At 70.3% G+C, this 21,056-nt stretch carries 15 protein-coding genes and 3 pseudogenes; 10 read left to right on the top strand and 8 right to left on the bottom strand.

Features of this window, described 5'->3' with window-relative positions; translation table 11 throughout:
- Positions 1-27: 27 nt before the first annotated feature.
- The 3 genes from ABDW61_RS06280 to ABDW61_RS06270 all read right to left on the bottom strand — a co-directional run bounded on the left by ABDW61_RS06280 (position 28) and on the right by ABDW61_RS06270 (position 2,496).
- Entirely contained in the window at positions 28-543 is a 516-nt protein-coding gene (locus ABDW61_RS06280; RefSeq protein WP_343637316.1) for a DUF2231 domain-containing protein, read from the bottom strand.
- 151 nt (positions 544-694) lie between these two features.
- On the bottom strand, positions 695-1,162 hold the full coding sequence (locus ABDW61_RS06275; protein ID WP_343637314.1) for a DUF2269 domain-containing protein: 468 nt from the start codon (positions 1,160-1,162) through the stop codon (positions 695-697).
- A complete protein-coding gene (locus ABDW61_RS06270; protein ID WP_343637312.1) occupies positions 1,150-2,496 on the bottom strand; it encodes an SDR family oxidoreductase in 1,347 nt (448 codons plus the stop codon). Before ABDW61_RS06270 ends, ABDW61_RS06275 begins: the two co-directional genes overlap by 13 nt.
- Before the next feature lie 153 nt (positions 2,497-2,649).
- Between ABDW61_RS06270 and ABDW61_RS06265 the strand changes: the two genes are divergently transcribed.
- Positions 2,650-3,210: a hypothetical protein gene (locus tag ABDW61_RS06265; RefSeq protein ID WP_343637310.1), complete on the top strand. Its 561-nt coding sequence runs from the start codon at positions 2,650-2,652 to the stop codon at positions 3,208-3,210.
- Here ABDW61_RS06265 and ABDW61_RS06260 read toward each other — a convergent pair.
- On the bottom strand, positions 3,134-4,051 hold the full coding sequence (locus tag ABDW61_RS06260) for a manganese catalase family protein (RefSeq protein ID WP_343637308.1): 918 nt from the start codon (positions 4,049-4,051) through the stop codon (positions 3,134-3,136). The genes ABDW61_RS06265 and ABDW61_RS06260 overlap by 77 nt on opposite strands.
- 259 nt (positions 4,052-4,310) lie before the next feature.
- Here ABDW61_RS06260 and ABDW61_RS06255 point away from each other — a divergent pair, with 259 nt between their 5' ends.
- The 7 genes from ABDW61_RS06255 to ABDW61_RS06225 all read left to right on the top strand — a co-directional run bounded on the left by ABDW61_RS06255 (position 4,311) and on the right by ABDW61_RS06225 (position 14,158).
- Positions 4,311-4,598: a hypothetical protein gene (locus tag ABDW61_RS06255; protein WP_343637306.1), complete on the top strand. Its 288-nt coding sequence runs from the start codon at positions 4,311-4,313 to the stop codon at positions 4,596-4,598.
- Positions 4,599-4,658: 60 nt separating this feature from the next.
- The gene (locus ABDW61_RS06250; RefSeq protein ID WP_343637304.1) at positions 4,659-6,698 is read left to right on the top strand and encodes a S9 family peptidase; all 2,040 of its coding nucleotides are present in this window, start codon (positions 4,659-4,661) and stop codon (positions 6,696-6,698) included.
- 78 nt (positions 6,699-6,776) lie between these two features.
- Positions 6,777-7,886 (top strand): S-(hydroxymethyl)glutathione dehydrogenase/class III alcohol dehydrogenase, encoded by a 1,110-nt coding sequence (locus ABDW61_RS06245; protein ID WP_343637302.1) that lies wholly within the window; start codon positions 6,777-6,779, stop codon positions 7,884-7,886.
- Between the two features lie 37 nt (positions 7,887-7,923).
- Positions 7,924-8,289 carry a cation efflux protein, CzcI family gene (czcI, locus tag ABDW61_RS06240; protein ID WP_343637300.1) on the top strand — a complete coding sequence of 122 codons (366 nt, stop codon included), beginning with the start codon at positions 7,924-7,926 and terminating at the stop codon, positions 8,287-8,289.
- Between the two features lie 111 nt (positions 8,290-8,400).
- Positions 8,401-9,633 (top strand): TolC family protein, encoded by a 1,233-nt coding sequence (locus tag ABDW61_RS06235; protein WP_343637298.1) that lies wholly within the window; start codon positions 8,401-8,403, stop codon positions 9,631-9,633.
- A gap of 45 nt (positions 9,634-9,678) precedes the next feature.
- The gene (locus ABDW61_RS06230) at positions 9,679-10,965 is read left to right on the top strand and encodes an efflux RND transporter periplasmic adaptor subunit (protein ID WP_343637296.1); all 1,287 of its coding nucleotides are present in this window, start codon (positions 9,679-9,681) and stop codon (positions 10,963-10,965) included.
- A 13-nt stretch (positions 10,966-10,978) separates the two neighbouring features.
- Entirely contained in the window at positions 10,979-14,158 is a 3,180-nt protein-coding gene (locus ABDW61_RS06225; RefSeq protein WP_343637294.1) for a CusA/CzcA family heavy metal efflux RND transporter, read from the top strand.
- 27 nt (positions 14,159-14,185) lie between these two features.
- On the opposite strand, the gene proX is transcribed toward ABDW61_RS06225, so the two are convergent.
- From proX to ABDW61_RS06210, 3 genes and pseudogenes are all read right to left on the bottom strand, one after another.
- Positions 14,186-15,151 (bottom strand): glycine betaine/L-proline ABC transporter substrate-binding protein ProX, encoded by a 966-nt coding sequence (gene proX, locus ABDW61_RS06220; protein ID WP_343637587.1) that lies wholly within the window; start codon positions 15,149-15,151, stop codon positions 14,186-14,188.
- A 45-nt stretch (positions 15,152-15,196) separates the two neighbouring features.
- Positions 15,197-16,258: pseudogene (proW, locus tag ABDW61_RS06215) on the bottom strand (glycine betaine/L-proline ABC transporter permease ProW); the annotation flags it as partial.
- A gap of 149 nt (positions 16,259-16,407) precedes the next feature.
- Positions 16,408-17,202 (bottom strand): annotated as a pseudogene (locus ABDW61_RS06210) (glycine betaine/L-proline ABC transporter ATP-binding protein); the annotation flags it as partial.
- Positions 17,203-17,792: 590 nt separating this feature from the next.
- On the opposite strand from ABDW61_RS06210, the pseudogene ABDW61_RS06205 reads away from it, so the two are divergent.
- Both ABDW61_RS06205 and ABDW61_RS06200 read left to right on the top strand, forming a co-directional pair.
- Positions 17,793-19,112 (top strand): annotated as a pseudogene (locus ABDW61_RS06205) (acyclic terpene utilization AtuA family protein); the annotation flags it as partial.
- Between the two features lie 611 nt (positions 19,113-19,723).
- Positions 19,724-20,656: a tripartite tricarboxylate transporter substrate binding protein gene (locus ABDW61_RS06200; protein ID WP_343637585.1), complete on the top strand. Its 933-nt coding sequence runs from the start codon at positions 19,724-19,726 to the stop codon at positions 20,654-20,656.
- 23 nt (positions 20,657-20,679) lie between these two features.
- Here ABDW61_RS06200 and ABDW61_RS06195 read toward each other — a convergent pair whose 3' ends face one another.
- Positions 20,680-20,898 (bottom strand): hypothetical protein, encoded by a 219-nt coding sequence (locus ABDW61_RS06195; protein WP_343637292.1) that lies wholly within the window; start codon positions 20,896-20,898, stop codon positions 20,680-20,682.
- Between the last annotated feature and the right edge of the window lie 158 nt (positions 20,899-21,056).

Genomic DNA, 21,056 nt, shown 5'->3' with positions numbered 1-21,056 from the left:
CCTTGGCTGTGTCGGTCATGGCCGGTTTCATGGCCGGTTGATCGGCTGGGTCCGGGCGCTGGCCGGCATCTGGCGCGTGGACAAGGAACTCGGCGCATTGGCGTTCGCGCCCTCGCTGACGCCGATGCCGAGCCGGTCGACCAGCTCGCCGCCCATCCAGGCGGTCATCAGCGACACCAGCGCGCCGCCCCAGGCCAGCGCATAGGCCTGCCAGGGCACCGCGGTGGGATCCGGCTCGCGCAGCACCCAGCTGCCCAGGAACAGCAACAACACCACGACGTTGCCCACCGCGTGCATCAGGCCCAGTCGCTGCGCGCGCGAGCCCTTCGGAATGGACATCCAGTCGATCAGGCCGAAGGGCGCGGCGACGACGCCGCCGATCAATCCGGCGGCGATCAGGTAATGCGCGACGACGGCGAACTGCGCGCTGGACATCGCCATCGACAGCCAGTCGAAGGCGACGGAGGCGCCGAGCAGTCCCAGCGGGAACACGACCAGCATCTGATGGATCGGATGGCCGAGGAAGGTGGCTTTGCCTTGCATGAAGAACTCCGGTGATGGGGACGATGCGCGGACGGACGGCGCCGGCGCGGCGCTCACGGCGTGCTCGCCGGTGCGCTTGTCCGGCAAGCGCGATACCCATGCGCAGGCAAGAGGAAGCGCTTCGTGGCGATGTCATGAGGTCCCCGGATCGTCAGACCGGCTTGGCGACCATCAGGTAGAAGATCGCGAGGAACGCGAGCAGTGCCGGGAAGCCCAGCGCGATCCAGACGCGCAGCCAGTGGAAGTAGCGCGGCGGCAGCGGCGAGGCGCTGCGATCGGCCTGCACGGCGATGTCGCGCATGCGGATCTGGATCCACACGACCGGCAGCCAGCACAGTCCCGCGAGCACATACAGCGCGAGCGACCAGGCCAGCCACCGTGTTTGCAGCACCGGCAGGCCCATCAGATGCGCCAGGTACCAGCCCGACAGCGGCTGGAAGATCATCGTGGTCGTGGTGAACAGCCAGTCCGCCCACACGACCTGCCGCACGACCTGCGCCGCCACCGCGGGATCACGGCGCAGGCTCGCCATGAGCATGTGGAACGCGGAGCCGATGCCGGTGCCGAAGACCACCGTCGACGACAGGATGTGCAGCCATTTGCCGATCAGGTATTCCATGCGGATCTCCGGAGGGGGCGCCGCGCCGCGTCGTCGGCGATCAGCAGCGCGAGCAGGGCCAGGATCGCCAGGTTCTTGCTGAGCGGTCCGTAGGGGTGCCACCAGAACTGCGGCAGGAAGAGCGTGAGCACCGCGGTGTAGAAGAGCATCAGCGCCGCCTGCGACCACCACACCATCAGACGCCATCGCGCGGGTGCGAAGAGGGTGGCCAGGCCCAGTGCGAGGTCCATCAGCACCGCTGCGTGCAGCGCCACGGGCTGCATCGCCGCCGGGACGCCGACGCCGGCGAGCAGCGCGAAGCTGTCCGCCCGCGGATAGACGAAGCCGGAGACGAAGGCGGTGAAGATCCAGATGAAGGCCAGCGACAGGCGCGCGATCCACGAGAGCCAGCGCCATTGCGCGCGCCAGCGCAGCGCCGGCGCGATCGCCGGATCGATGAAGCGTTCGGGCGGTCGCGGCGGCGCGCCGAGCAGGGCCGCCGTGTCGGAGGCATCCGCGACGTTGCCGCGCTGAAGCATCCGCCAACTGTCCGGGCCGAGCAGCGAGCCCGGCAGCCGGCCCGCGAGCACGGCCCCCGCTGCGGCCAGCCGGGCCGGAACCTGCAGCGTCCAGGCGGGCCGCAGTCCCATCGCCACGCGCAGCGCCTGCAGGTAGCCGCTCAGGCTCAGCGGCGCCGGTCCCACCAGCGCGACGCGCCGGCCGCGCCAGCGCAGGGGATCGTCGAGCAGCGCGGCGATGGCCTCGGCCGCATCGTCGACATGGATCGGCTGCAGGGGCTGGCGGCCTCCGGCGGGCAGCGGCAGCACGGGCAGGCTCGCGAGCCCGAGGAACAGCCGTGCGCTGGGGCCGTCCGGCGCGAAGATCAGCGAAGGCTGCACCACCACGGCCGGCAGCCGCTGCTCGAGCAGCCAGTGGTCCGCGTCGCGCTTGCTGCGGTGGTAGGGGGTGTCGGCCAGATCGTCCGCGCCCAGCGCCGAGACCTGCACCGCCAGCGCGACGCCAAGGTCCTCGCAGGCGCCAAACAGCGCGCGCGGCAGGTGACCGTGCAGCGCCTCGAAGCCTTGATCCGCGGACTGCTCGAAGATGCCGATCGCGTTCACGACGGCATCGACGCCCGCCAGCGCCGCGTGCCATTGCGGCCGGGACCAGCCGGCGGCATCGGCGATGAGCGGCGCGACACCGGCTTCGACAAGCGAGGCGGGCAGGTGCCGCGCAAGCCCGCTCACCCGATGCCCGCGGCGCAGCAGCGCGGCGCACACGCGCCGTCCCAGCGTGCCCGAGGCGCCGGCGACCAGGATGTGGCGAGCCCGCCTGTCGTCATTGAAGTCGGACATGAAGCAACTGGGGATTGAATGGGGAAAAGGATCGCGGCCGGGCGTTTCGGCACGGTCATTGCCTGACAGGACCGATGCATGGCCACTTGCCCCCGGCGGTCGGCAAGCCCCGTGCCTTCGAACGGCTTCTTCAGAAAGGACGGAGCCCCGCCCATGACTCTTTCCCGGCACTTCACCCTCATGGCCAGTTCGGGCGTGTGGGGCGGTCTGATGTCCGCGTTCGCGCTGGCATGGGCCAGCCGCGTCAACGGCGACAGCACCGTCACCGGACTGAACGGGCCGAGCCACTGGTTCTTCGGCGAGCGCGCCGCCCACGCGCAGCGCTTCAGCCTGCGCCACACGGTCGTCGGCGCGCTGACGCACCAAGCTTCGTCCTTCTTCTGGGGCAGCGTGTTCGCGGCGCTGCGCACGCGCGCCGGCGCCGGCCAGCATGGCCGGGGACGCATCGTGGCGGAAGCCGCGGCGCTGACGGCGCTCGCGGCGGCGGTCGACCTGGCGCTGCTGCCGCGCCGCTTCACCCCGGGCTTCGAGCGGCGCTTGCCGGCGCGGCATCTGGCCTGCGTCTATCTGGCCTTCGGCGCGGGGCTCGCGGCCGCGGCGCTGCTGGAGCGCCGGCCGGCCGCGCGCGCGGCTGCGCTCAGGGCAGCGGCTTGTCCATCGCCGCGTTGGCCGCATCCACCGGCGTCGCGCCGCTGCCCAGTTCCACGCCGGTGACCGGCTCGCTCATCGGATCGGACGCGGTGCGCGTGCGCATCGCTTCGTAGTCGCGCTCCTCGTCCGGCGAGAGCGCCATCGTCGCCTGTCCGTCGCCGCCGTCGACCGCGGCCTGCTGCTCGCGGTCGGACACGTACGCGAACAGCTTCTCGTCGTTCCACGGGCCGCGCAGGTCGCCTTCGCCCTGCGACATGTTGAAGTAGACGCTGGCGAACTCGGGCTTGCCCGGCAGCTTGCCCGGCGGGAAGTTCGGGCTGATCGCGTACAGCGCCTTCTCGAAGGACTTCTGATGCGCGATCTCGCGCGTCATCAGGAAGCCCAGCGCCTCCTTCACGCCGGGATCGTCGGTAACGGCGATCAGGCGCTCGTAGACGATCTTGGCGCGCGCCTCGGCGGCGATGTTGGAACGCAGGTCGGCCGTCGGCTCGCCGATGCTGTCGATGTAGCCGGCGTTCCAGAGCTGGCCGCCCGAGTTCGTCAGCGCCGGACCGCCGCCGTACAGCACCTGCGTCACGTGCGAGTCGTTGCCGGCGCCCTGCAGCGAGCGGAACAGTTCGGCCTCGGCCTCCGTCGCCTCGGCGAGCTGGCCCTTCGCGCCCTTGTTCAGCATGGCGACGATGGTGCCGATGACCTCCAGGTGGCTGAGCTCCTCGGTGGCGATGTCGAGCAGCATGTCCTTGCGGCCGGCGTCGTCCTCGCCGAGCGCCTGCGTGAAGTAGCGGCAGGCCGCGGCGAGCTCGCCTTGCGGGCCGCCGAACTGTTCGAGCATCAGGTTGGCCAGGGCCGGGTTGCATTCGCGGACGCGAACGGTGTACTGCAGTCGTTTGTTGTGGGCGAACATGGACGGATCTCCTTGCGGGTGGCGGGGCGTGATGGGAATGAAAGGACGGCTCCAGGGAGCCGGATCGCGATGGGCGACAAGCGCCATCCAGCAAGGCCCATTCCAAAGCAGCGAGCAGGGGCAATTCGCCGCAACCCGCATGACAAGCGCTTCTGCGGCGGTCAAGGCCTGACCCCAAGTCCATGATCGGTGCCCTGGTATAGGCGTTGCCAGATGACTTTCGTCGGCGTCTTGCCGATGCCTACCAGTGGAGACCGTCATGACTCAGCAATCCAATGCGCAGAACACGCAAGGCCAGGACAACCAGCGTCAGCAAGGCCAGCAGGGCCAGCAAGGGCAGGACAGCCAGCGCCAGCAAGGCGGGCAGCAGGGCGGACAGCAAGGCGGCTCGCAGCGCCAGGACAACCAGCGCCAGCAGTCGCAGCAAGGCCAGGAGAACCAGCGCCAGCAAGGCCAAGGCCAGGGTCAGCGCGAGGAAGCCTCGCGCCAGGACCAGGACAGCAGCCGTCAACGTGAGGACGGCGGCTCGCAGCGCGACGAACGTTGATCCCAGCGCCGGGCCCCGGTTCGCCGGGGCCCTTTTTGTGTCCTCCGTCAGGAGCCCCCAATGACTGATTCGGCCAAGGATGATCCGGCGTCCCAGGAGACGCTGCGTGATTTCGCGCCGGAAGACCTCTTCCTCGAGCAACGCATCACCGATCTGCATCTGTCGCCCGATGGCGAGCAGGTCGTGTGCGCGCTCAAGTCGGTCGACCGCGATGGCGACCGCTATCTGTCGCAGCTGTGGCGCGTGCCGGCCCGGGGCGGCCCCGCCGCGCGGCTGACCCGCGTGCCGGGATTGGACCGCTCGCCGCGCTGGTCGCCCGACGGCACCCGTATCGCCTTCATCAGCGATCGCGGCGGCGATGCGCCGCAGATCCACCTGCTGCCGGCCGATGGCGGCGAGGCCTCGCCGCTGACCCGCTTCGGCTGCGCCGTCGTCGATCTGGCCTGGCATCCCGGCGGGCGCCATCTCGCGGCGCTGTGCGCGATCAATGTCGATCCCGATCGCCACGAGGACGGCGCTCATGAACTCGATCTCGCGCGGCCACCGCGCGACAAGCAGGCCCCGGAGCCGGTCTGGCGTCTGCCTTACAAGTCCGATGGCCAGGGCTATGTGCTGTCGTCGCGGCTGCACCTGGTGCTGGTCGACGCCAGCAGCGGCGACGGCCGCGTGCTGACCTCGGGCGATTTCGATTCGGATCATTTCTGCTGGTCGCCGGACGGCCGCCAACTGGCGTTCGGCCGCACCCGCGAGGACCCGCGCGAAGTGCACTGCAGCGACCTGTGGACCGTGGAGGTCGACATCGAGGCGGGCGGCGCGGCCGGCAAGCCGGTGAAGTACAGCGACGGGGTATCCACCGCCACGATGCCGTGCTGGTCGCCGGATGGGCGCAGCATCGCCTTCATGGGCGCGCGCGACGGTGGCGATTCCATCATGCGGCTCTGGGTGTGCGACACCTGGACGCGAGCGATCCGCGCGCTCGGCGACGATGACATCGAGGCGGTGCCCGGCGTGCTCCAGTGGGTGGACGACAGCCGGCGCCTGGCCTTCGTGCAGGCGTGGCGCGGCCTGCAGCGGATCGCCACGATCGACGCCGCGAGCGGCGAGGTCGCCGTGGCCATCGAGCCGGCGACGGGACAGGTCGCGCTGATGGCGGCGGGCCGCGACCGCGTCGTCTACACCGAGGAAGGCGTGGACCATCCGCTGGAGTTGCATGCCGCGGCATGGACCGATGCCGACGCGCCGGGCCGCGGCTGCCAGGCATCGGAAACCTTGACCTCGTTCAACGCCTGGTGGGACGAACGCCGCGCGCCCCGCGTCGAACGCCGGACCTTTCAACTGCCCGACGGGGAAGGCGGCGAGGAAGCCGTGTCGGGCTGGCTCTTCCTGCCGTCAGGCGAGCGGCAAGCGATGCCGCTGCTGGTCGACGTGCATGGCGGTCCGGCCAGCTATGTCGCGATGCAGTACTCGAGCACGCCTCACTGGCAGGTGCTGGTGAGCCGCGGCTGGGCGGTGCTCGCGCTGGACGCGGTGGGATCGAGCAGCTATGGCCGCGCCTTCAGCGAGCGGCTGCGCGGCCGCTGGGGCGAGCTGGATTTCCCTCAGCACGAGGCCGCCATCGACGCGCTGCAACGCGAGGGATTGGCGGGCGAGCGGCTGGCGATCTCCGGCTCATCCTATGGCGGCTACATGACCGCCTGGGCCATCGGGCACACGCGGCGCTTCCGCGCGGCGGTCATCAGCGCGCCGGTGGCCAACCTCGAATCGCATTACGGCACGTCCGACAGCGGTTATTACGCGGATCCGTTCGCGCTGCAGAGCCGGCCGCAGGACAACCGCGGGGCAATGAAGCGGCTCTCGCCGGTCGACCATGTCGACGACGCGACCACCCCCGCGCTGCTGATCCAGGGCAAGAGCGACCAGCGCTGTCCGATGGGCCAGTCCGAGGAGCTGCTGATCAAGCTGCAGCGCGCCGGCACGGCTTCGGAGCTGGTGCTGTATCCCGGCGGCTCCCACCACCTGATGGCACAGGGGCGGCCCTCGCACCGGATCGACGCGGTGCGGCGCATCGTCGGCTGGCTGGAGCGCTGGGCCGGCGGCTGAGCCGGCGGGCCGGCGTGGATGAAGGCGCGCCGCGGGTATAGACTCGCGCCCCCTGACGCCTTCCTCCGGAGCCCCATCATGAAATCCCGAGCCGCCGTTGCCTTCGCCGCGGGCCAGCCCCTGCAAGTCGTCGAGATCGATGTCGCGCCGCCGCGCAAGGGCGAGGTGCTGGTGAAGATCACCCACACCGGCGTGTGCCACACCGATGCGTTCACGCTCAGCGGCGACGATCCGGAAGGCCTGTTCCCCGCGGTGCTGGGCCATGAGGGCGCGGGCATCGTCGTCGAGGTGGGCGAGGGCGTCACCAGCGTCAAGCCCGGCGACCATGTGATCCCGCTCTACACCGCCGAGTGCGGCGAGTGCCTGTTCTGCAAGTCCGGCAAGACCAACCTGTGCGTGGCCGTGCGCGCGACGCAGGGCAAGGGCGTGATGCCCGACGGCAGCACGCGCTTCAGCTACAACGGCCAGCCGGTCTACCACTACATGGGCTGCTCGACCTTCAGCGAGTACACCGTGGTGGCCGAGGTCTCGCTTGCCAAGATCAATCCGGACGCGAATCCCGAGCAGGTCTGCCTGCTGGGCTGCGGCGTCACCACCGGCCTGGGCGCGGTGAAGAACACCGCCAAGGTGCAGCCCGGCGACACGGTCGCGGTCTTCGGCCTGGGCGGCATCGGCCTGGCGGTGATCCAGGGCGCGAAGCTGGCGCAGGCCGGCCGCATCATCGCCATCGACACCAACCCGTCCAAGTTCGACCTGGCCAAGGTCTTCGGCGCAACCGACTGCGTCAATCCGAAGGACCACGACAAGCCCATCCAGCAGGTCATCGTCGAGATGACGGGCTGGGGCGTCGACCATTCGTTCGAGTGCATCGGCAACGTCAACGTGATGCGCGCGGCGCTGGAGTGCGCGCATCGCGGCTGGGGCCAGTCCGTGATCATCGGCGTGGCCGGCGCGGGGCAGGAGATCTCGACGCGGCCGTTCCAGCTGGTCACGGGCCGCACGTGGAAGGGCACGGCCTTCGGCGGCGTCAAGGGCCGCTCGCAGCTGCCCGGCATGGTCGAGGAAGCGATGCGCGGCGACATCCAGCTCGCCCCCTTCGTGACCCACACGATGCCGCTGACCGGCATCAACGAGGCCTTCGACCTGATGCACGAGGGAAAGTCGATCCGCTCGGTCGTCCACTTCTGAACGTTCGCGCGCGGCGCGGCGCTACACTGCGCGCCTTATGCGCCGCTGGCTCACGATCCTCCTGCTGGTCCTGCTGCCGCTCCAGTTCTCCTGGGCCGCGGCGGCGGCCTATTGCCAGCACGATCGCACCGGCCATGCCCGCCATGTCGGGCACCACGAGCACGCGCATGGCGGCGCCGAGGCCTCTCAGCAGGTCGCCAGCGACCCGGCCAAGACGGCCGGCGGCAAGCTGACCGTCGACAACGACTGCGGCGCCTGCCACTTCAGCGCCGCCAAGTCCCTGGCCATGGAGGGCGTGCCGCTGCCGCGGCCCGGCGCGCAGGTGCTGAGCGGCCTGGCCGAACAGGCGTTCTCCTCGCGGGCGCCGGACCACCCCGAACGCCCCAACTGGCGCATCGCCTGATTCGGCGATCGCAGCGGACGTCTCTTCCTTTTCCTGATCTCCCATTGAGCGGCTCCGGCCGCGCTGCCTTCGTCGAATCCCCGTGTTGTTCCCACAACCCTGGAGTATTCGATGCGCAGATTCCTTGTGCCGCTGGCATGCGCGGCACTGACTTCCCTTCCCACGTTCTCCGCCTTCTCCGCCGGGGCCGGACCCGGCCTCACGCTGGAGGCAGCGGTGCAGACCGCCTTGCGGCAAAACCCGCTGCTGCGGGCTGGCGGCCATGAACTCGCGGCCAGCGACGGGGCCATCCGTCAGGCGGGCCTGATCCCCAATCCTTCGCTGAGCCTGGACGTCGAGGACACCCGGCGCGAGACGCGCAGCACGTCGCTGATGCTGAGCCAGACGATCGAGCTCGGCGGCAAGCGCGCCGCGCGCGTCGAACTGGCGCGGCGCGACCGCGACGTGGCGGCGCTGGAACTCGAAGCCCGGCGCGCCGAGGTGCGCGCGAGCGCCATTCAAGCCTTCTTCGACAGCTTGATCGCGCAGGAGCGGGTCCAGGTCGCGCAGGCATCGCTGGAGATCGCCGCGAGCGGCGCGCAGGCCGTGTCGCGCCGGGTCACGGCGGGCAAGGTGTCGCCGATCGAGGAGACACGCGCCCGCGTCGCCGAGTCCTCCGCGCGCATCGAGCTTCGCCAGGCGCAGGCCGACCTCGCCTCGGCGCTGCGCGCGCTGGGCGTGGTGATGGGCGAGGCGCCTGGCGCCATCGTCCGCGTCGACGGCAGCGCCGATGCCTTGCCCGCTCTGCTGGAGGGGCCCGCGCTGGACGAGCGCATCGAGCAGTCCCCGCTGCTGCGCCGCGCGCGCATGGCGGTGCAACGCGCCGATGCGGCGTTCGAGCTGGAACGCGCCCGCGCCACGCCGGACGTGACCGTCGGCGTGGGCGGCAAGCGGGCCGCGGAGCTCGGCCGCACGCAGCCCTTGATCAGCGTCTCGATCCCGATCCCGCTGTTCGATCGCAACCAGGGCGCGCAGTTCGAGGCGCTGCGCAAGCGCGACGCCGCGCAGGCGCTCGCCCAGGCGCAGGAGCAACAGCTGCGCGCCGAGGTGCTGCAGGCCGCCGATCAGCTCCGCGCGCGCGCCGAGGAGATCGAGGTCCTGCGCCGCGACGTGCTGCCCGGCGCCCAGGCGGCCCATGAGGCGGCGCGGCGCGGCTTCGAGCTGGGCAAGTTCGGCTTCCTGGACGTGCTCGACGCGCAGCGCACCTGGCTGCAGGCGCGCGGGCAGTACTTCGCGGCGCTCTCGCAGGCGCACCGGCTCTGCGCCGACATCGACCGGCGGCTCGGTGCCGCCGACGCCCCGTGATCGGTCGGACGACCGATCGATCGACCCCATTCCGACCAGATTCCCATGACGACCCCACACGACTTCAATGACGACACGCGCCGTGGCGCGCGCAGGAAGCAGGCCATCGCGATCGCGGCGATCCTCCTGCTCGGCACGGCCGCCGGCATCGGCATCCTCAGCGCGGGCCGCTCCGGCGGCGAGACGCACGCGGAGGAGGGCCACGGCCATGGCCACGAAGAGGCTGAGGGCCATTCGGACGACGAGCATCACGAGGACGGCAAGAAGAAGGCCGGCGGCGCCGAGGCGGCGCACGAGGACGATGAAGGCGTCATCCGCCTCACCGACGCGCAGATCAAATCCGCCGGCATTGCTGTCGAGCCGGCCGCGAGCGCGGCGCTGCAAGCCAGCTTCCAGCTGCCTGGCGAGATCAGGTTCAACGAGGACCGCACCGCCCACGTCGTGCCGCGGGTGACCGGTGTGGTCGAGGCGGTGCCGGTGGCGCTGGGCCAGGCGGTGCGCAAGGGCGAGGTGCTGGCCGTGATCAGCAGCCCTGCGGTGTCGGACCAGCGCGCGGAGCTCCAGGCGGCGCAGAAGCGGCTGCAGCTCGCGCGCACGACCCATGAGCGCGAGCGGCGGCTCTTCGAGGAAAAGATCTCGCCCCAGCAGGACGTGCAGGTGGCCGAGCAGGCGCTGCGCGAAGCGGAGATCGCCGTGGCCAACGCGCGGCAGAAGCTGCAGGCGGTGGGCGCGGCGCTGGACAGCGGCGCGCTCAACCGCTTCGAACTGCGCGCGCCCTTCGACGGCACCATCGTCGAGAAGCACATCGCGTTGGGCGAGCAGGTGCGCGAGGACACCGCCGTGTTCACCGTCTCCGACCTGCGCAGCGTGTGGGCGCAGATCAGCGTGCCGGCCAAGGACCTGGCGCAGGTCCGCGTCGGCGACGGCGTCACGATCCGCGCCACTGCCTTCGAGCAGTCCGCCACCGGCAAGGTGGCCTACGTCGGCGCGCTCATCGGCGAGCAGACCCGCACGGCCCAGGCGCGCGTCACGCTCGACAACCCGAAGAGCGCCTGGCGTCCCGGCCTCTTCGTCAACGTCCAGGTGCGCGGCGATGCGGTCGCCGCGCCGGTCACTGTCGCCGCCGACGCGGTGCAGACGATGGCGGACAAGCCGGTCGTGTTCGTCAAGACCGCAGAGGGCTTCGTCGCGCAGCCGGTGCGCACGGGCCGCGGCGATGGCACGCGGGTCGAGATCCTCGAGGGGCTGCGCGCGGGCACGCCCTACGTGGCGGCGGGCAGCTTCGTGGTGAAGGCGCAGGCCGGCAAGGCCACCGCGTCCCACTCGCACTGAAGGGCGGCCGGCCATGTTCGAACGCATCATCCGCTTCGCCATCGAGCACCGATGGCTGGTACTGCTCGCCGTGCTCGGGATGGCGGGGCTGGGCCTGTACAACTACCAGAAGCTGCCCATCGACGCGGTGCCCGACATCACCAACGTGCAGGTGCAGATCAACACCGGCGCGCCGGGCTACTCGCCGCTGGAGACCGAGCAGCGCGTCACCTATCCGATCGAGACGGCGATGGCGGGCCTGCCGGGGCTGCAGCAGACGCGCTCGCTGTCGCGCTACGGTCTGTCGCAGGTGACCGTCATCTTCAAGGACGGGACCGACCTGTACTTCGCGCGCCAGTTGGTCAACGAGCGCATCCAGGCCGCGCGCGGCGAGCTGCCCGGCGGCGTCACGCCGCACATCGGGCCGATCTCGACCGGACTGGGCGAGATCTACCTGTGGACCGTCGAGAGCGAGCCCGGCGCGAAGAAGCCCGATGGCCAGCCCTACACGCCGACCGACCTGCGCGAGATCCAGGACTGGGTCATCAAGCCGCAGCTGCGCACCGTCGCCGGCGTGACCGAGATCAACTCGATCGGCGGCTACGCCAAGGAGTACCACGTCGCGCCAGACCCGGGGAAGCTGTCCTCGTACGGGCTGTCGCTGGGCGATGTCGTCACGGCGCTGGATCGCAACAACGCCAATGTCGGCGCCGGCTACATCGAGCGGCGCGGCGAGCAGGTGCTGATCCGCGCGCCGGGACAGGTGAGCACGATGGCCGACATCGGCAACATCGTGCTGCGCAACGAGGCCGGCGTTCCGGTGCGGGTGCGCGACGTGGCCTCGGTCGAGATCGGCCGCGAGCTGCGCACCGGCGCGGCCACCGACAACGGCCGCGAGGTCGTGCTGGGCACGGTCTTCATGCTGATCGGCGAGAACAGCCGCGCCGTCTCGCAGGCGGTGGCCCAGCGGATGGCGCAGATCAACGCCAATCTGCCCAAGGGCGTGCACGCGGTCACCGTCTACGACCGCACGGCGCTGGTCGACAAGGCCATCGCGACGGTCAGGAAGAACCTGGTCGAAGGCGCGGTGCTGGTGATCGCGATCCTGTTCCTGTTCCTGGGCAACATCCGCGCGGCGATCCTGACGGCGATGGTCATCCCGCTGTCCATGCTGTTCACCTTCACCGGCATGGTCCAGCAGAGGGTCAGCGCCAACCTGATGAGCCTGGGGGCGCTGGACTTCGGGATCATCATCGACGGCGCGGTCGTCATCGTCGAGAACTGCGTGCGCCGCCTGGCCCATGCCCAGGCCCACAAGGGCCGTCCGCTGACGCGTGCGGAGCGCTTGCACGAGGTCTTCCTCGCATCGCAGGAGGCGCGGCGGCCGCTGCTGTTCGGGCAGCTGATCATCATGATCGTGTACCTGCCGATCTTTGCGCTGGCCGGCGTCGAGGGGAAGATGTTCCACCCGATGGCCTTCACCGTGGTGATCGCGCTGATCGGGGCGATGCTCCTGTCGATCACCTTCGTGCCGGCCGCGGTGGCGCTGTTCATCGGCGATCGCGTGGCCGAGAAGGAGAACCGCCTGATGGGCTGGGCGCGCCGCGCCTACGAGCCGATGCTCCATCGCGTCATGGACGCCAAGCCGGTGGTGCTGACCTTCGCGGCGGTCACCGTCGTGCTCTCGGGCCTGCTGGCCACGCGCATGGGCAGCGAGTTCATCCCCAGCCTCAACGAGGGCGATTTCGCGATCCAGGCGCTGCGCATCCCGGGCACCAGCCTGTCGCAATCGGTGGCGATGCAGCAGCAGCTCGAGACGCGGCTGAAGCAGAAGTTTCCCGAGATCGAGCGCGTCTTCGCGCGCACCGGCACGGCCGAGATCGCGGCCGACCCGATGCCGCCCAACATCTCCGATGGCTACGTGATGCTCAAGCCGCGTGACCAATGGCCCGAGCCGCGCCGCACGCGCGACGAGCTGCTGGCGGCGGTGCAGGCGGAGGTCGCGACGCTGCCGGGCCAGAACTACGAGTTCTCGCAGCCGATCCAGTTGCGCTTCAACGAGCTGATCTCGGGCGTGCGATCGGACGTGGCGGTCAAGGTCTTCGGCGACGACATGGCGGTGCTGGAGGCCTCGGCCAAGCGCATCGCGGCGCTGCTGCAAGGCATCGCGGGCGCCTCGGAGGTCAACGTCGAGCAGACCACCGGCCTGCCGATGCTCAGCGTCGTGGTGGACCGCGAGCGCACGGCGCGTTACGGCCTCAACGTGCAGGATGTCCAGGAAACACTCGCCACCGCGATCGGCGGCCGCGAGGCCGGCACGATGTTCGAGGGCGACCGCCGCTTCGACATCCTCGTGCGCCTGCCCGAGGCGCAGCGCGCGGACCTCGAGGCGATCAAGCGCCTGCCGATCCCGCTGCCGATGGGCGCCGACGGCGCGCGCCGATTCATCCCGCTCAGCGAAGTCGCCGATCTGGGCACCGCGCCGGGGCCGAACCAGGTCAGCCGCGAGGATGGCAAGCGGCGCGTCGTTGTCAGCGCCAACGTGCGCGGGCGCGACATCGGCAGCTTCGTCGCCGAAGCGCAGCGGCTGGTGGCTCAGCAGGCGCAGCTCCCGACCGGCTACTGGATGGCCTGGGGCGGGCAGTTCGAGAACCTGCAGTCCGCCACCGAGCGGCTGAAGCTGGTGGTGCCGGTGTCGCTGCTGCTGGTCTTCGTGCTGCTGTTCGCGATGTTCGGCAACCTCCGGGATGGCGCGATCGTCTTCACCGGCATCCCGTTCGCGCTGACCGGCGGCATCGTGGCGCTGTGGCTGCGGGACATTCCCCTGTCGATCTCGGCGGCGGTGGGCTTCATCGCGCTGTCGGGCGTGGCGGTGCTCAACGGGCTGGTGATGATCTCCTTCATCCGCAATCTGCGCGAAGCGGGCCGGCGCCTGGACGCGGCGATCCACGAGGGCGCGCTGACGCGGTTGCGGCCGGTGCTGATGACGGCGCTGGTGGCGTCGCTGGGCTTCGTGCCGATGGCGCTGGCCACGGGCACGGGCGCCGAGGTGCAGCGGCCGCTGGCGACCGTGGTCATCGGCGGCATCCTGTCGTCGACCGCGCTGACGCTGCTGGTGTTGCCGGTGCTCTACCGGCTGGCGCACCGGCGCGATGAGGAGGATGAGGAGGCTGGAGAGGATGAGGAGGACGGCCAGGACGGGAAGGGGGCATGAAGCTGCTCCTCGTCGAGCGGGGAGGCCTCAGTGCGGCGTGTCCTTCGCGGCCTCGATCCAGCCATCGAAGGTCGCCTGATGGGCGCGGATCCAGCCATCGACATGGCGCTCGATGTCCTGCGCCGAATCGGCGCCTTCGCTCATCCGCAGGTTCTGCGCGTTGATGTCGGCGATCGGCAGCTTCATCGCCGCGAACAGCCGGCCCGCGGCCGGGTGGCTCTCGACGAACGCGCGGTTGGCCACGATCTGCTCCTGGTCGGCTTCGAAGCCGTAGTTGCGGCCGTTGGCCAGCCGCGTCTCGCCGCCGTCGACCGAGGCCGAGAACGGCACCTGCAGCCACACCACGTCACGGCCCGGGCGCAGCACCGCGCTCACCCAGTACGGCGTCCAGGTGTAGTACAGCACTGGCTTGCCTGCCTTGAAGCGCGCGATCGTGTCCGCCATCAGCGCCGCATAGCTGCCCTGGCGGTGCGTCACCTGGCCGCGCAGGCCGTAGGCCTCGAGGTGGCGCTCGATCGCGAGCTCGCAGCCCCAGCCCGGATTGCAGCCCGTCAGGTCGGCCTTGCCGTCGCCATCGGCGTCGAACAGCTTCGCCAGCGCCGGGTCCTTCAGCTGGTCCAGGCGCGTGATGCCGTACTGCTCGGCCGTCTTGCGGTCGATCAGATAACCCTGCACCGCGCCCTCGGCGTACGCGCCGGCGCGCACCAGCTTCGCGTCGCCGCCGCTGTTGCGATAGAAGTCCTCATGCAACTGCCGCCAGTGGTTGGCCATGAAGGTCGCATCGCCATTGGCGATCGCCAGATGCTCGGTCGCCGGCTCCAGGTCCTTCATCGGCCGCACCGTGTAGCCGAGCCGCTCCAGCGCGCGCGAGACGAGCAGGGTCTGGAAGGCCTCCTCGGCGAGCGAACTCTTGAGCGGCTGCACCGTCACGCCCTGGCCGGGCAGGGCGGCCTCGGGCTCCGCCGCGTGCGCTTGAGGGGCGAGGCCGAGCACCACCAGCAATGCCGTCGCGCCGCGCAGTCCGATCGCCGCGAGCGGGCGCAGCGGCCGCAGCAGCAGGCCGGCCGGGCCGGTGCGCCACCAGCGCGCCTGACCGCGGCGCGGCCGCGCCACGGCCTGCGTCAGGCGATCCAGCGTGATGGCCAGCAGCACGATGCCGACCCCGCCGATCGTCGCCAGGCCCATGTCCAGGCGGCCGATGCCGCGCAGCACCATCTGGCCCAGACCGCCGACCGCGATCATCGACGCGATCACCACCATCGACAGCGACAGCATCAGCGCCTGGTTGATGCCCGCCAGGATCGACGGCATCGCCAGCGGCAGGCGGACCTTCATCAGCATCTGCCAGGGCGAGGCGCCGTAGGCGCGCGCCGCCTCGATCAGGTCGGGGCGCACCTGTCGCAGGCCCAGGCTGGTCAGGCGCGCCAATGGCGCGATCGCGAACACGGTCGTCACGATCACGCCCGGCACGTCGCCGATCCCGAACAGCATCACCACCGGCACCAGGTAGACGAAGGCGGGCGTCGTCTGCATCGCGTCCAGCACCGGCCGCATCCAGCGTTGCGCGCGGTCGCTGCTGGCCAGCAGCACGCCCAGCGGCAGGCCGATCAGCACGCAGAACACCAGGGAGGTCAGCACCAGCGACAGCGTCACCATCGCCTCGGGCCAGATGCCCAGCATCGCCACGATCAGCAGCGACAGCGCCGTGCCGGCGGCAATGCGCGCGCCGGCGAACTGCCAGGCCAGCAGCCCCAGCACCCCGATCGCCGGCAGGGCCGGCAGGGCCGTCAGCATCGATTGCACCGAATGCAGCGTCGCATCGATGGGCAGCCGCACCGACTGGAAGAAGGGACGCGCCTGCTCGACCGCCCAGCCCAGGCCCTGGTTGATCCACGCCGCGATGGGCAGGGAACCGTCCCACAGTTGCTGCAGGTGGAAACCGCTGGCGGCGTCCGCGTGATTCGCGGCATGGGCGGCCGCCTGGCCGGCCGCATGCGCGGGCGCGTCGAGCCACGCGCTCGCGGCCGAAGGATCGGGGGCGGTGGCCATCGCTTCCCAGGGATCGGGGGAGGGCGCCGGCATCGGCGGCGTGAGTTGCATCGCGGCGCGCGCGGCCTCGGACGAGGCGAGCTCGACCGGTTGGAGGATCGTGTCGTTCATCGGGGAGACCTTCAATGCGTGAGCGTCGCGCGCGCGGCGGACGTGGCGGACGTGGGAGGCGTGGCGTCTTCCGTGCGCCGGCCGGCGTTGAGGAAGCTGCGGACGAAGTCGTCGGCGGGGGCGCGCTGGATCTCTTCAGGCGTGCCCACCTGCACCACGTGGCCGTCCTTCATGAGCGCGATGCGGTCGCCGATGCGCATCGCCTCGTCCAGGTCGTGCGAGATGAACACGATCGTGCGGCGCCGCACCTGCTGCAGCCGCAGCAGCTCGGCCTGCATCTCCGACCGGATGATCGGATCGAGCGCCGAGAACGCCTCGTCCATCAGCAGGATCGACGGATCCGACGCCAGCGCCCGCGCCAGCCCGACGCGCTGCTGCATCCCGCCGGACAGCTCGTCCGGATACTTCTCGCCCCAGCCGGCCAGACCCACCTGCTCAAGGGCCTGCGCGGCCTGCGCGAGCCGCGCGCGGCGGCCCGTCCCGGCCAGTTCCAGACCGAACGCGACGTTGTCCCGCACGGTCATGTGCGGCATCAGCGCGAACGACTGGAACACCATGCCGAAGTCCTTGCGCCGCAGCGCGCGCAACTGGCCATCGGCATAGGCGTTGATGTCGTCGCCATCGATCACGATGCGGCCGGCGGTCGGTTCGATCAGGCGATTGAGCAGCCGCACCAGCGTCGACTTGCCCGAGCCCGACAGGCCCATCACCACGAAGATCTCGCCGGCGCGGATGTCGAAGCTCGCGTCGAACACGCCGATCGACTGGCCGGTGCGGGCGAGGATCTCCTGCTTGTCCAGGCCTTCGCGCACCAGCGCCAGCGCCTGCTGGGGACGGTCGCCGAAGACCTTGAACACGTGATCGATGTGGATTGCCTTGGCCATGCGGCATGACTCCTTTCCTGCAAAGAGGGACGAGAGGGACGGGGCGCCGGCCCGAACGCGTCCGTGGGACGCGGTCGCGCGAACGCGCGGGCACGGCGGCGGTCACGCCATCAGTGGAGAGGAGGCCGGATGGGCACGCGGCGGCCCCGGCGGGCCTCTCGGGCTGCCAGCGGGCACGGCGGAAAGCGAAGGCGAGGCCAGTGCCCGCTGGGGACTCGTGTCGCGGACGGCGGGCCTGGTCGAGGGGCGCCGCCCGGTCGAGCCTGGCGTGGCAGTGGGGCCGGAAGACCGGCCGGAGATACCGGGACGGACCCGGCGGCGAACCTGCGCCGCGACGGGAGGGCTGTGCTCCGCGAGTAGCGCCAGGGCGATCAAAAGATGAATTTGATCGATATTTAATGAATAAGTATAACTTTTCGATCTGAACCGGTCAACCCGAGTGCAGAACCGCGAACCCACGCCTAGGGAGAACCGAAACGTCGCCGGCGCGTGAAGCCTCTAGAGTCGCCGGGATGGACACCTCCACCGATGCTGACCCGCAGAGCCGCGCCAAGACCTCCGCCGAAGCGCTCTCCCGCGCGTCGGGGCCGCTGCTGGTGGGATGCGCGGCGGGTTTCTCGGGCGACCGCACCGATGCCGCAAGGCCTGTCGTCGACACGCTGATCCGGCTCGGCGGTCCGGCGGTGCTGATCTTCGAGACCCTGGCCGAGCGCACGCTCGCGCTCGCGCAACTGGCGCGTCAGCGCGACCCCGAGGCCGGCTATGAACCGCTGCTCGACGACATGCTCCGGCCCATCCTGGCGGACTGCCTGCGGCATCGCATTCCCATCGTGGGCAACTTCGGCGCGGCGAATCCGCCTGCCGCCGCGCGCCGCGTGCGGGCGCTGGCCGCGGAGCTCGGTCTGGGCGAGCCTGCCGTGGCGGTCGTCGGCGGCGACGCGCTGACTTCGCCGGAGCAGCGCGCGTGGCTCGCGCAGGCGCTGGCTCGCGACGGGGATCCGCTCGCCGACGATGACATCGCGTGCGCGAACGTCTACCTCGGAGCCGAGGGCATCGCCGAAGCGCTGCGGCGTGGCGCCGATGTCGTCGTCACGGGGCGCGTGGCCGATCCTTCGTTGACGGTCGGGCCGGCGCTGGCGCATTTCGGCTGGGCGCTGGACGACTGGGATCGGATCGCGGGCGCGACGATGGCGGGTCATCTGCTGGAATGCGGCGCGCAGGTCTGCGGCGGCTACTACGCCGATCCGGGATTCAAGGACGTGCCGGGTCTTGCGCGGGTCGGTTTTCCGATTGCGCGCATCGAGCCCGATGGTGCCTGCACGGTGTTCAAGGCCGATGGGACGGGAGGTTGTCTCGACGAGCACACCGTCAAGGAGCAGCTCCTGTATGAGCTGCACGATCCCGCGGCCTATCTGACGCCGGACGTCATCGCGGACATCGGCGACGCGCGTGTCGAGTGTGCCGGCGCGGAGGCGGTGAGGCTGAGCGGCGTGCGCGGTCATCCGCGGCCGCGCGCGCTGAAGGCGAATGTGTTCTTCGCCAATGGCTGGCTGGCGGAGGGTGAAATCTCTTATGCGGGACCGGGCGCCGAGGCGCGCGCGCGGCTTGCGGCCGAGGTGCTGCGGGAGCGGCTCGATGCGGGAGGGTGGCAGGGCCCGCTGCGTGTCGATCTGATCGGTGTGACGAGTGTGCTGGGAGATGACGCGGGGCGGGCGTTGGCGGCGTATCCGGCGGGTGACGGGTGCGACGTGCGCTTGCGTGTCGCTGCGAATCATCCGACTCGTGCGGGTGCGGACCGTCTGACGCGCGAGGTCACGGCGCTGTACACCTGTGGTCCCGCGGGCGGTGGCGGCGTGAGAACGAACGTGAGGTTGCGGCTGGGCCTGCGGTCGACGCTGTTCCCGCGCGAGCTTGCTCCATACGCCGTGACGTTCCCCCACGCGCGCAGAGAGCGTGTCGAGGAACGTGAAGTCAGCGAGCTTCGGTGGGGCCGGAATGGGGCTTGGGGGTCCAGGAGGGATCCCCCATGCCCCGTGGAGAGCCCGCGCTTGCCCGACCGCACGAAAGCGGCCTCACCCGCCCACCGCTCCCGCAGCGTGCCGCTGCGCCACGCCGCTCACGGCAGGACGGGTGACAAGGGTGACCGTTCCAACATCAGCGTGATTGCCTGGTCCGCGGCCTTGTACCCGTTGCTGGTCGAACAGTTGACCGAGGAGGCGGTAGCCCGGCAGTTTTCAACTCGCCGCCCACAGCGCGTGACGCGTCATTTGCTGCCGCATCTGCACGCGATGAACTTCGTGCTGGATGGTGTGCTCGATGGTGGCGTGAATGATGCGTTGAATCTTGACAGCCACGGCAAGGCCTTGTCCTTCGTGGTGCTGGCGATGTCTTTGGAAGTGCCGGGGGAGTTGCTTCCCTGGCTGAGGAATTTTGACGATCCCATGATGGAGGCGACCTGATGATGTTGAAGCCGATGATGACGCGGCGCGTGGCCGTGCTGGCTGCGGCCGGTCTTGCCGCGATGGCGATGGGCGTGCCGGCGTTCGCGCAGGCGGCGGCGGGTTATCCGGGCAAGCCGGTCACGTTCCTGGTGCCATTCGCCGCGGGCAGTGCGACGGATCAGTTGGCACGGGCGCTGGGGCAGGCGATCTCGGAGCAGACGAAGCAGGTGGTAGTCGTCGACAACAAGGCGGGGGCGAGCGGCATGCTCGCCGCGCAGCAGGCGGCGCGCGCGGCACCGGACGGGTACACGGTGCTGATCGCGACCAACACGACGCAGTCGGCCAATCAGCACTTGTTCCGCAAGCTCTCGTATGACCCGGTCAAGGACTTCGCGCCGGTGACGGGTCTGGGCAAGGGCGGGCAGGTGCTGGTGGTCAAGGCGGATGGCCCGTACAAGAGCGTGGCCGATCTGATCGCGCGTGCCAGGCGCGAGCCGGGCAAGGTCAGCTTCGGGAGCGGGAGCGCCTCGAGCCGCGTGGCGGGGGAGCAGTTCCAGCAGCTTTCGCACACGCAGCTGCTGCACATCCCATACAAGAGCAATCCGCCGGCGCTGACCGATCTCATCGGCGGCCAGGTCGATTTCATGATCACCGATACGGCCACCGGCCTGCCGCAGATCAAGGCCGGCAAGGTGAGGGCGCTGGGCTTCTCGATGACCAGGCGCTCGCCGCTGCTGCCCGAGGTGCCGACGATCGACGAGGCCGGCGTCAAGGGCTATGACATGAGCTACTGGTTTGCCGCCTACGTGCCGGCGGCGACGCCCGCGCCGGTGGTCGAGCGGCTGCGCGAGCTGCTCCTCGCGGCGCTGCGCAGCGCGCCCGCCAAGGCCTTCTTCGAGGGCGCCGGCGTGGACGTGTGGTCGAGCACGCCGGAGGAGCTGCGCGCCTTCCAGGCGGCGGAAACCCGCAAGTGGGGGCAGATCATCAAGGCCGCCGGCATCGAGCCGGAGTGAGCCAAAGGCGGGGCCGGGCGGCGTCAGCCGTGCAGCAGCCCGCCCGCGTCCAGTGACGGCGGCCGCAGCAGGTCGGCATCGACGCCCATCTGCTCGCTCGCACGTTCCACGGCCTGCCATAGATCGCTCGGCATCTCCAGGATCTGTTCCGGGGTGCGCGAGCGCTCGATCCAGGCGCCGATCTCCCGGTGCTGCTCGATCGTGATCAGGTCCAGGTTCAGCATTTCGTCGATGGTTTTCACGGCGTGTCCCTTGATTTTGTCGATCCCGGGGGAGCCGGGATCCGTCCCGGACAGGGTACCTCAGCGCCTGTGACACGGTCGCGGCGCGAACGGAGGGATCTGGTCCAATGCACGGTTTTCATCCGGACAAGGTCCTGGCCTCGCGCCTCCTCCCCGGC

The sequence above is a fragment of the Roseateles sp. genome, assembly GCF_039595595.1.
Classification (GTDB): domain Bacteria; phylum Pseudomonadota; class Gammaproteobacteria; order Burkholderiales; family Burkholderiaceae_C; genus Roseateles.
This window is presented reverse-complemented; position numbering and strand designations above follow the sequence as displayed.

Excerpts from the sequence above, each read along its gene's own strand:
- ABDW61_RS06255 (WP_343637306.1), top strand. The coding sequence starts at position 4,311 with ATGACTCAGCAATCCAATGCGCAGAACACGCAAGGCCAGGACAACCAG.
- ABDW61_RS06265 (WP_343637310.1), top strand. The coding sequence starts at position 2,650 with ATGACTCTTTCCCGGCACTTCACCCTCATGGCCAGTTCGGGCGTGTGG.
- ABDW61_RS06230 (WP_343637296.1), top strand. The coding sequence starts at position 9,679 with ATGACGACCCCACACGACTTCAATGACGACACGCGCCGTGGCGCGCGC.
- ABDW61_RS06245 (WP_343637302.1), top strand. The coding sequence starts at position 6,777 with ATGAAATCCCGAGCCGCCGTTGCCTTCGCCGCGGGCCAGCCCCTGCAA.
- ABDW61_RS06280 (WP_343637316.1), bottom strand. The coding sequence starts at position 543 with ATGCAAGGCAAAGCCACCTTCCTCGGCCATCCGATCCATCAGATGCTG.
- ABDW61_RS06235 (WP_343637298.1), top strand. The coding sequence starts at position 8,401 with ATGCGCAGATTCCTTGTGCCGCTGGCATGCGCGGCACTGACTTCCCTT.
- ABDW61_RS06270 (WP_343637312.1), bottom strand. The coding sequence starts at position 2,496 with ATGTCCGACTTCAATGACGACAGGCGGGCTCGCCACATCCTGGTCGCC.
- ABDW61_RS06200 (WP_343637585.1), top strand. The coding sequence starts at position 19,724 with ATGGCGATGGGCGTGCCGGCGTTCGCGCAGGCGGCGGCGGGTTATCCG.
- ABDW61_RS06225 (WP_343637294.1), top strand. The coding sequence starts at position 10,979 with ATGTTCGAACGCATCATCCGCTTCGCCATCGAGCACCGATGGCTGGTA.
- czcI (WP_343637300.1), top strand. The coding sequence starts at position 7,924 with ATGCGCCGCTGGCTCACGATCCTCCTGCTGGTCCTGCTGCCGCTCCAG.
- ABDW61_RS06275 (WP_343637314.1), bottom strand. The coding sequence starts at position 1,162 with ATGGAATACCTGATCGGCAAATGGCTGCACATCCTGTCGTCGACGGTG.
- ABDW61_RS06250 (WP_343637304.1), top strand. The coding sequence starts at position 4,659 with ATGACTGATTCGGCCAAGGATGATCCGGCGTCCCAGGAGACGCTGCGT.
- ABDW61_RS06260 (WP_343637308.1), bottom strand. The coding sequence starts at position 4,051 with ATGTTCGCCCACAACAAACGACTGCAGTACACCGTTCGCGTCCGCGAA.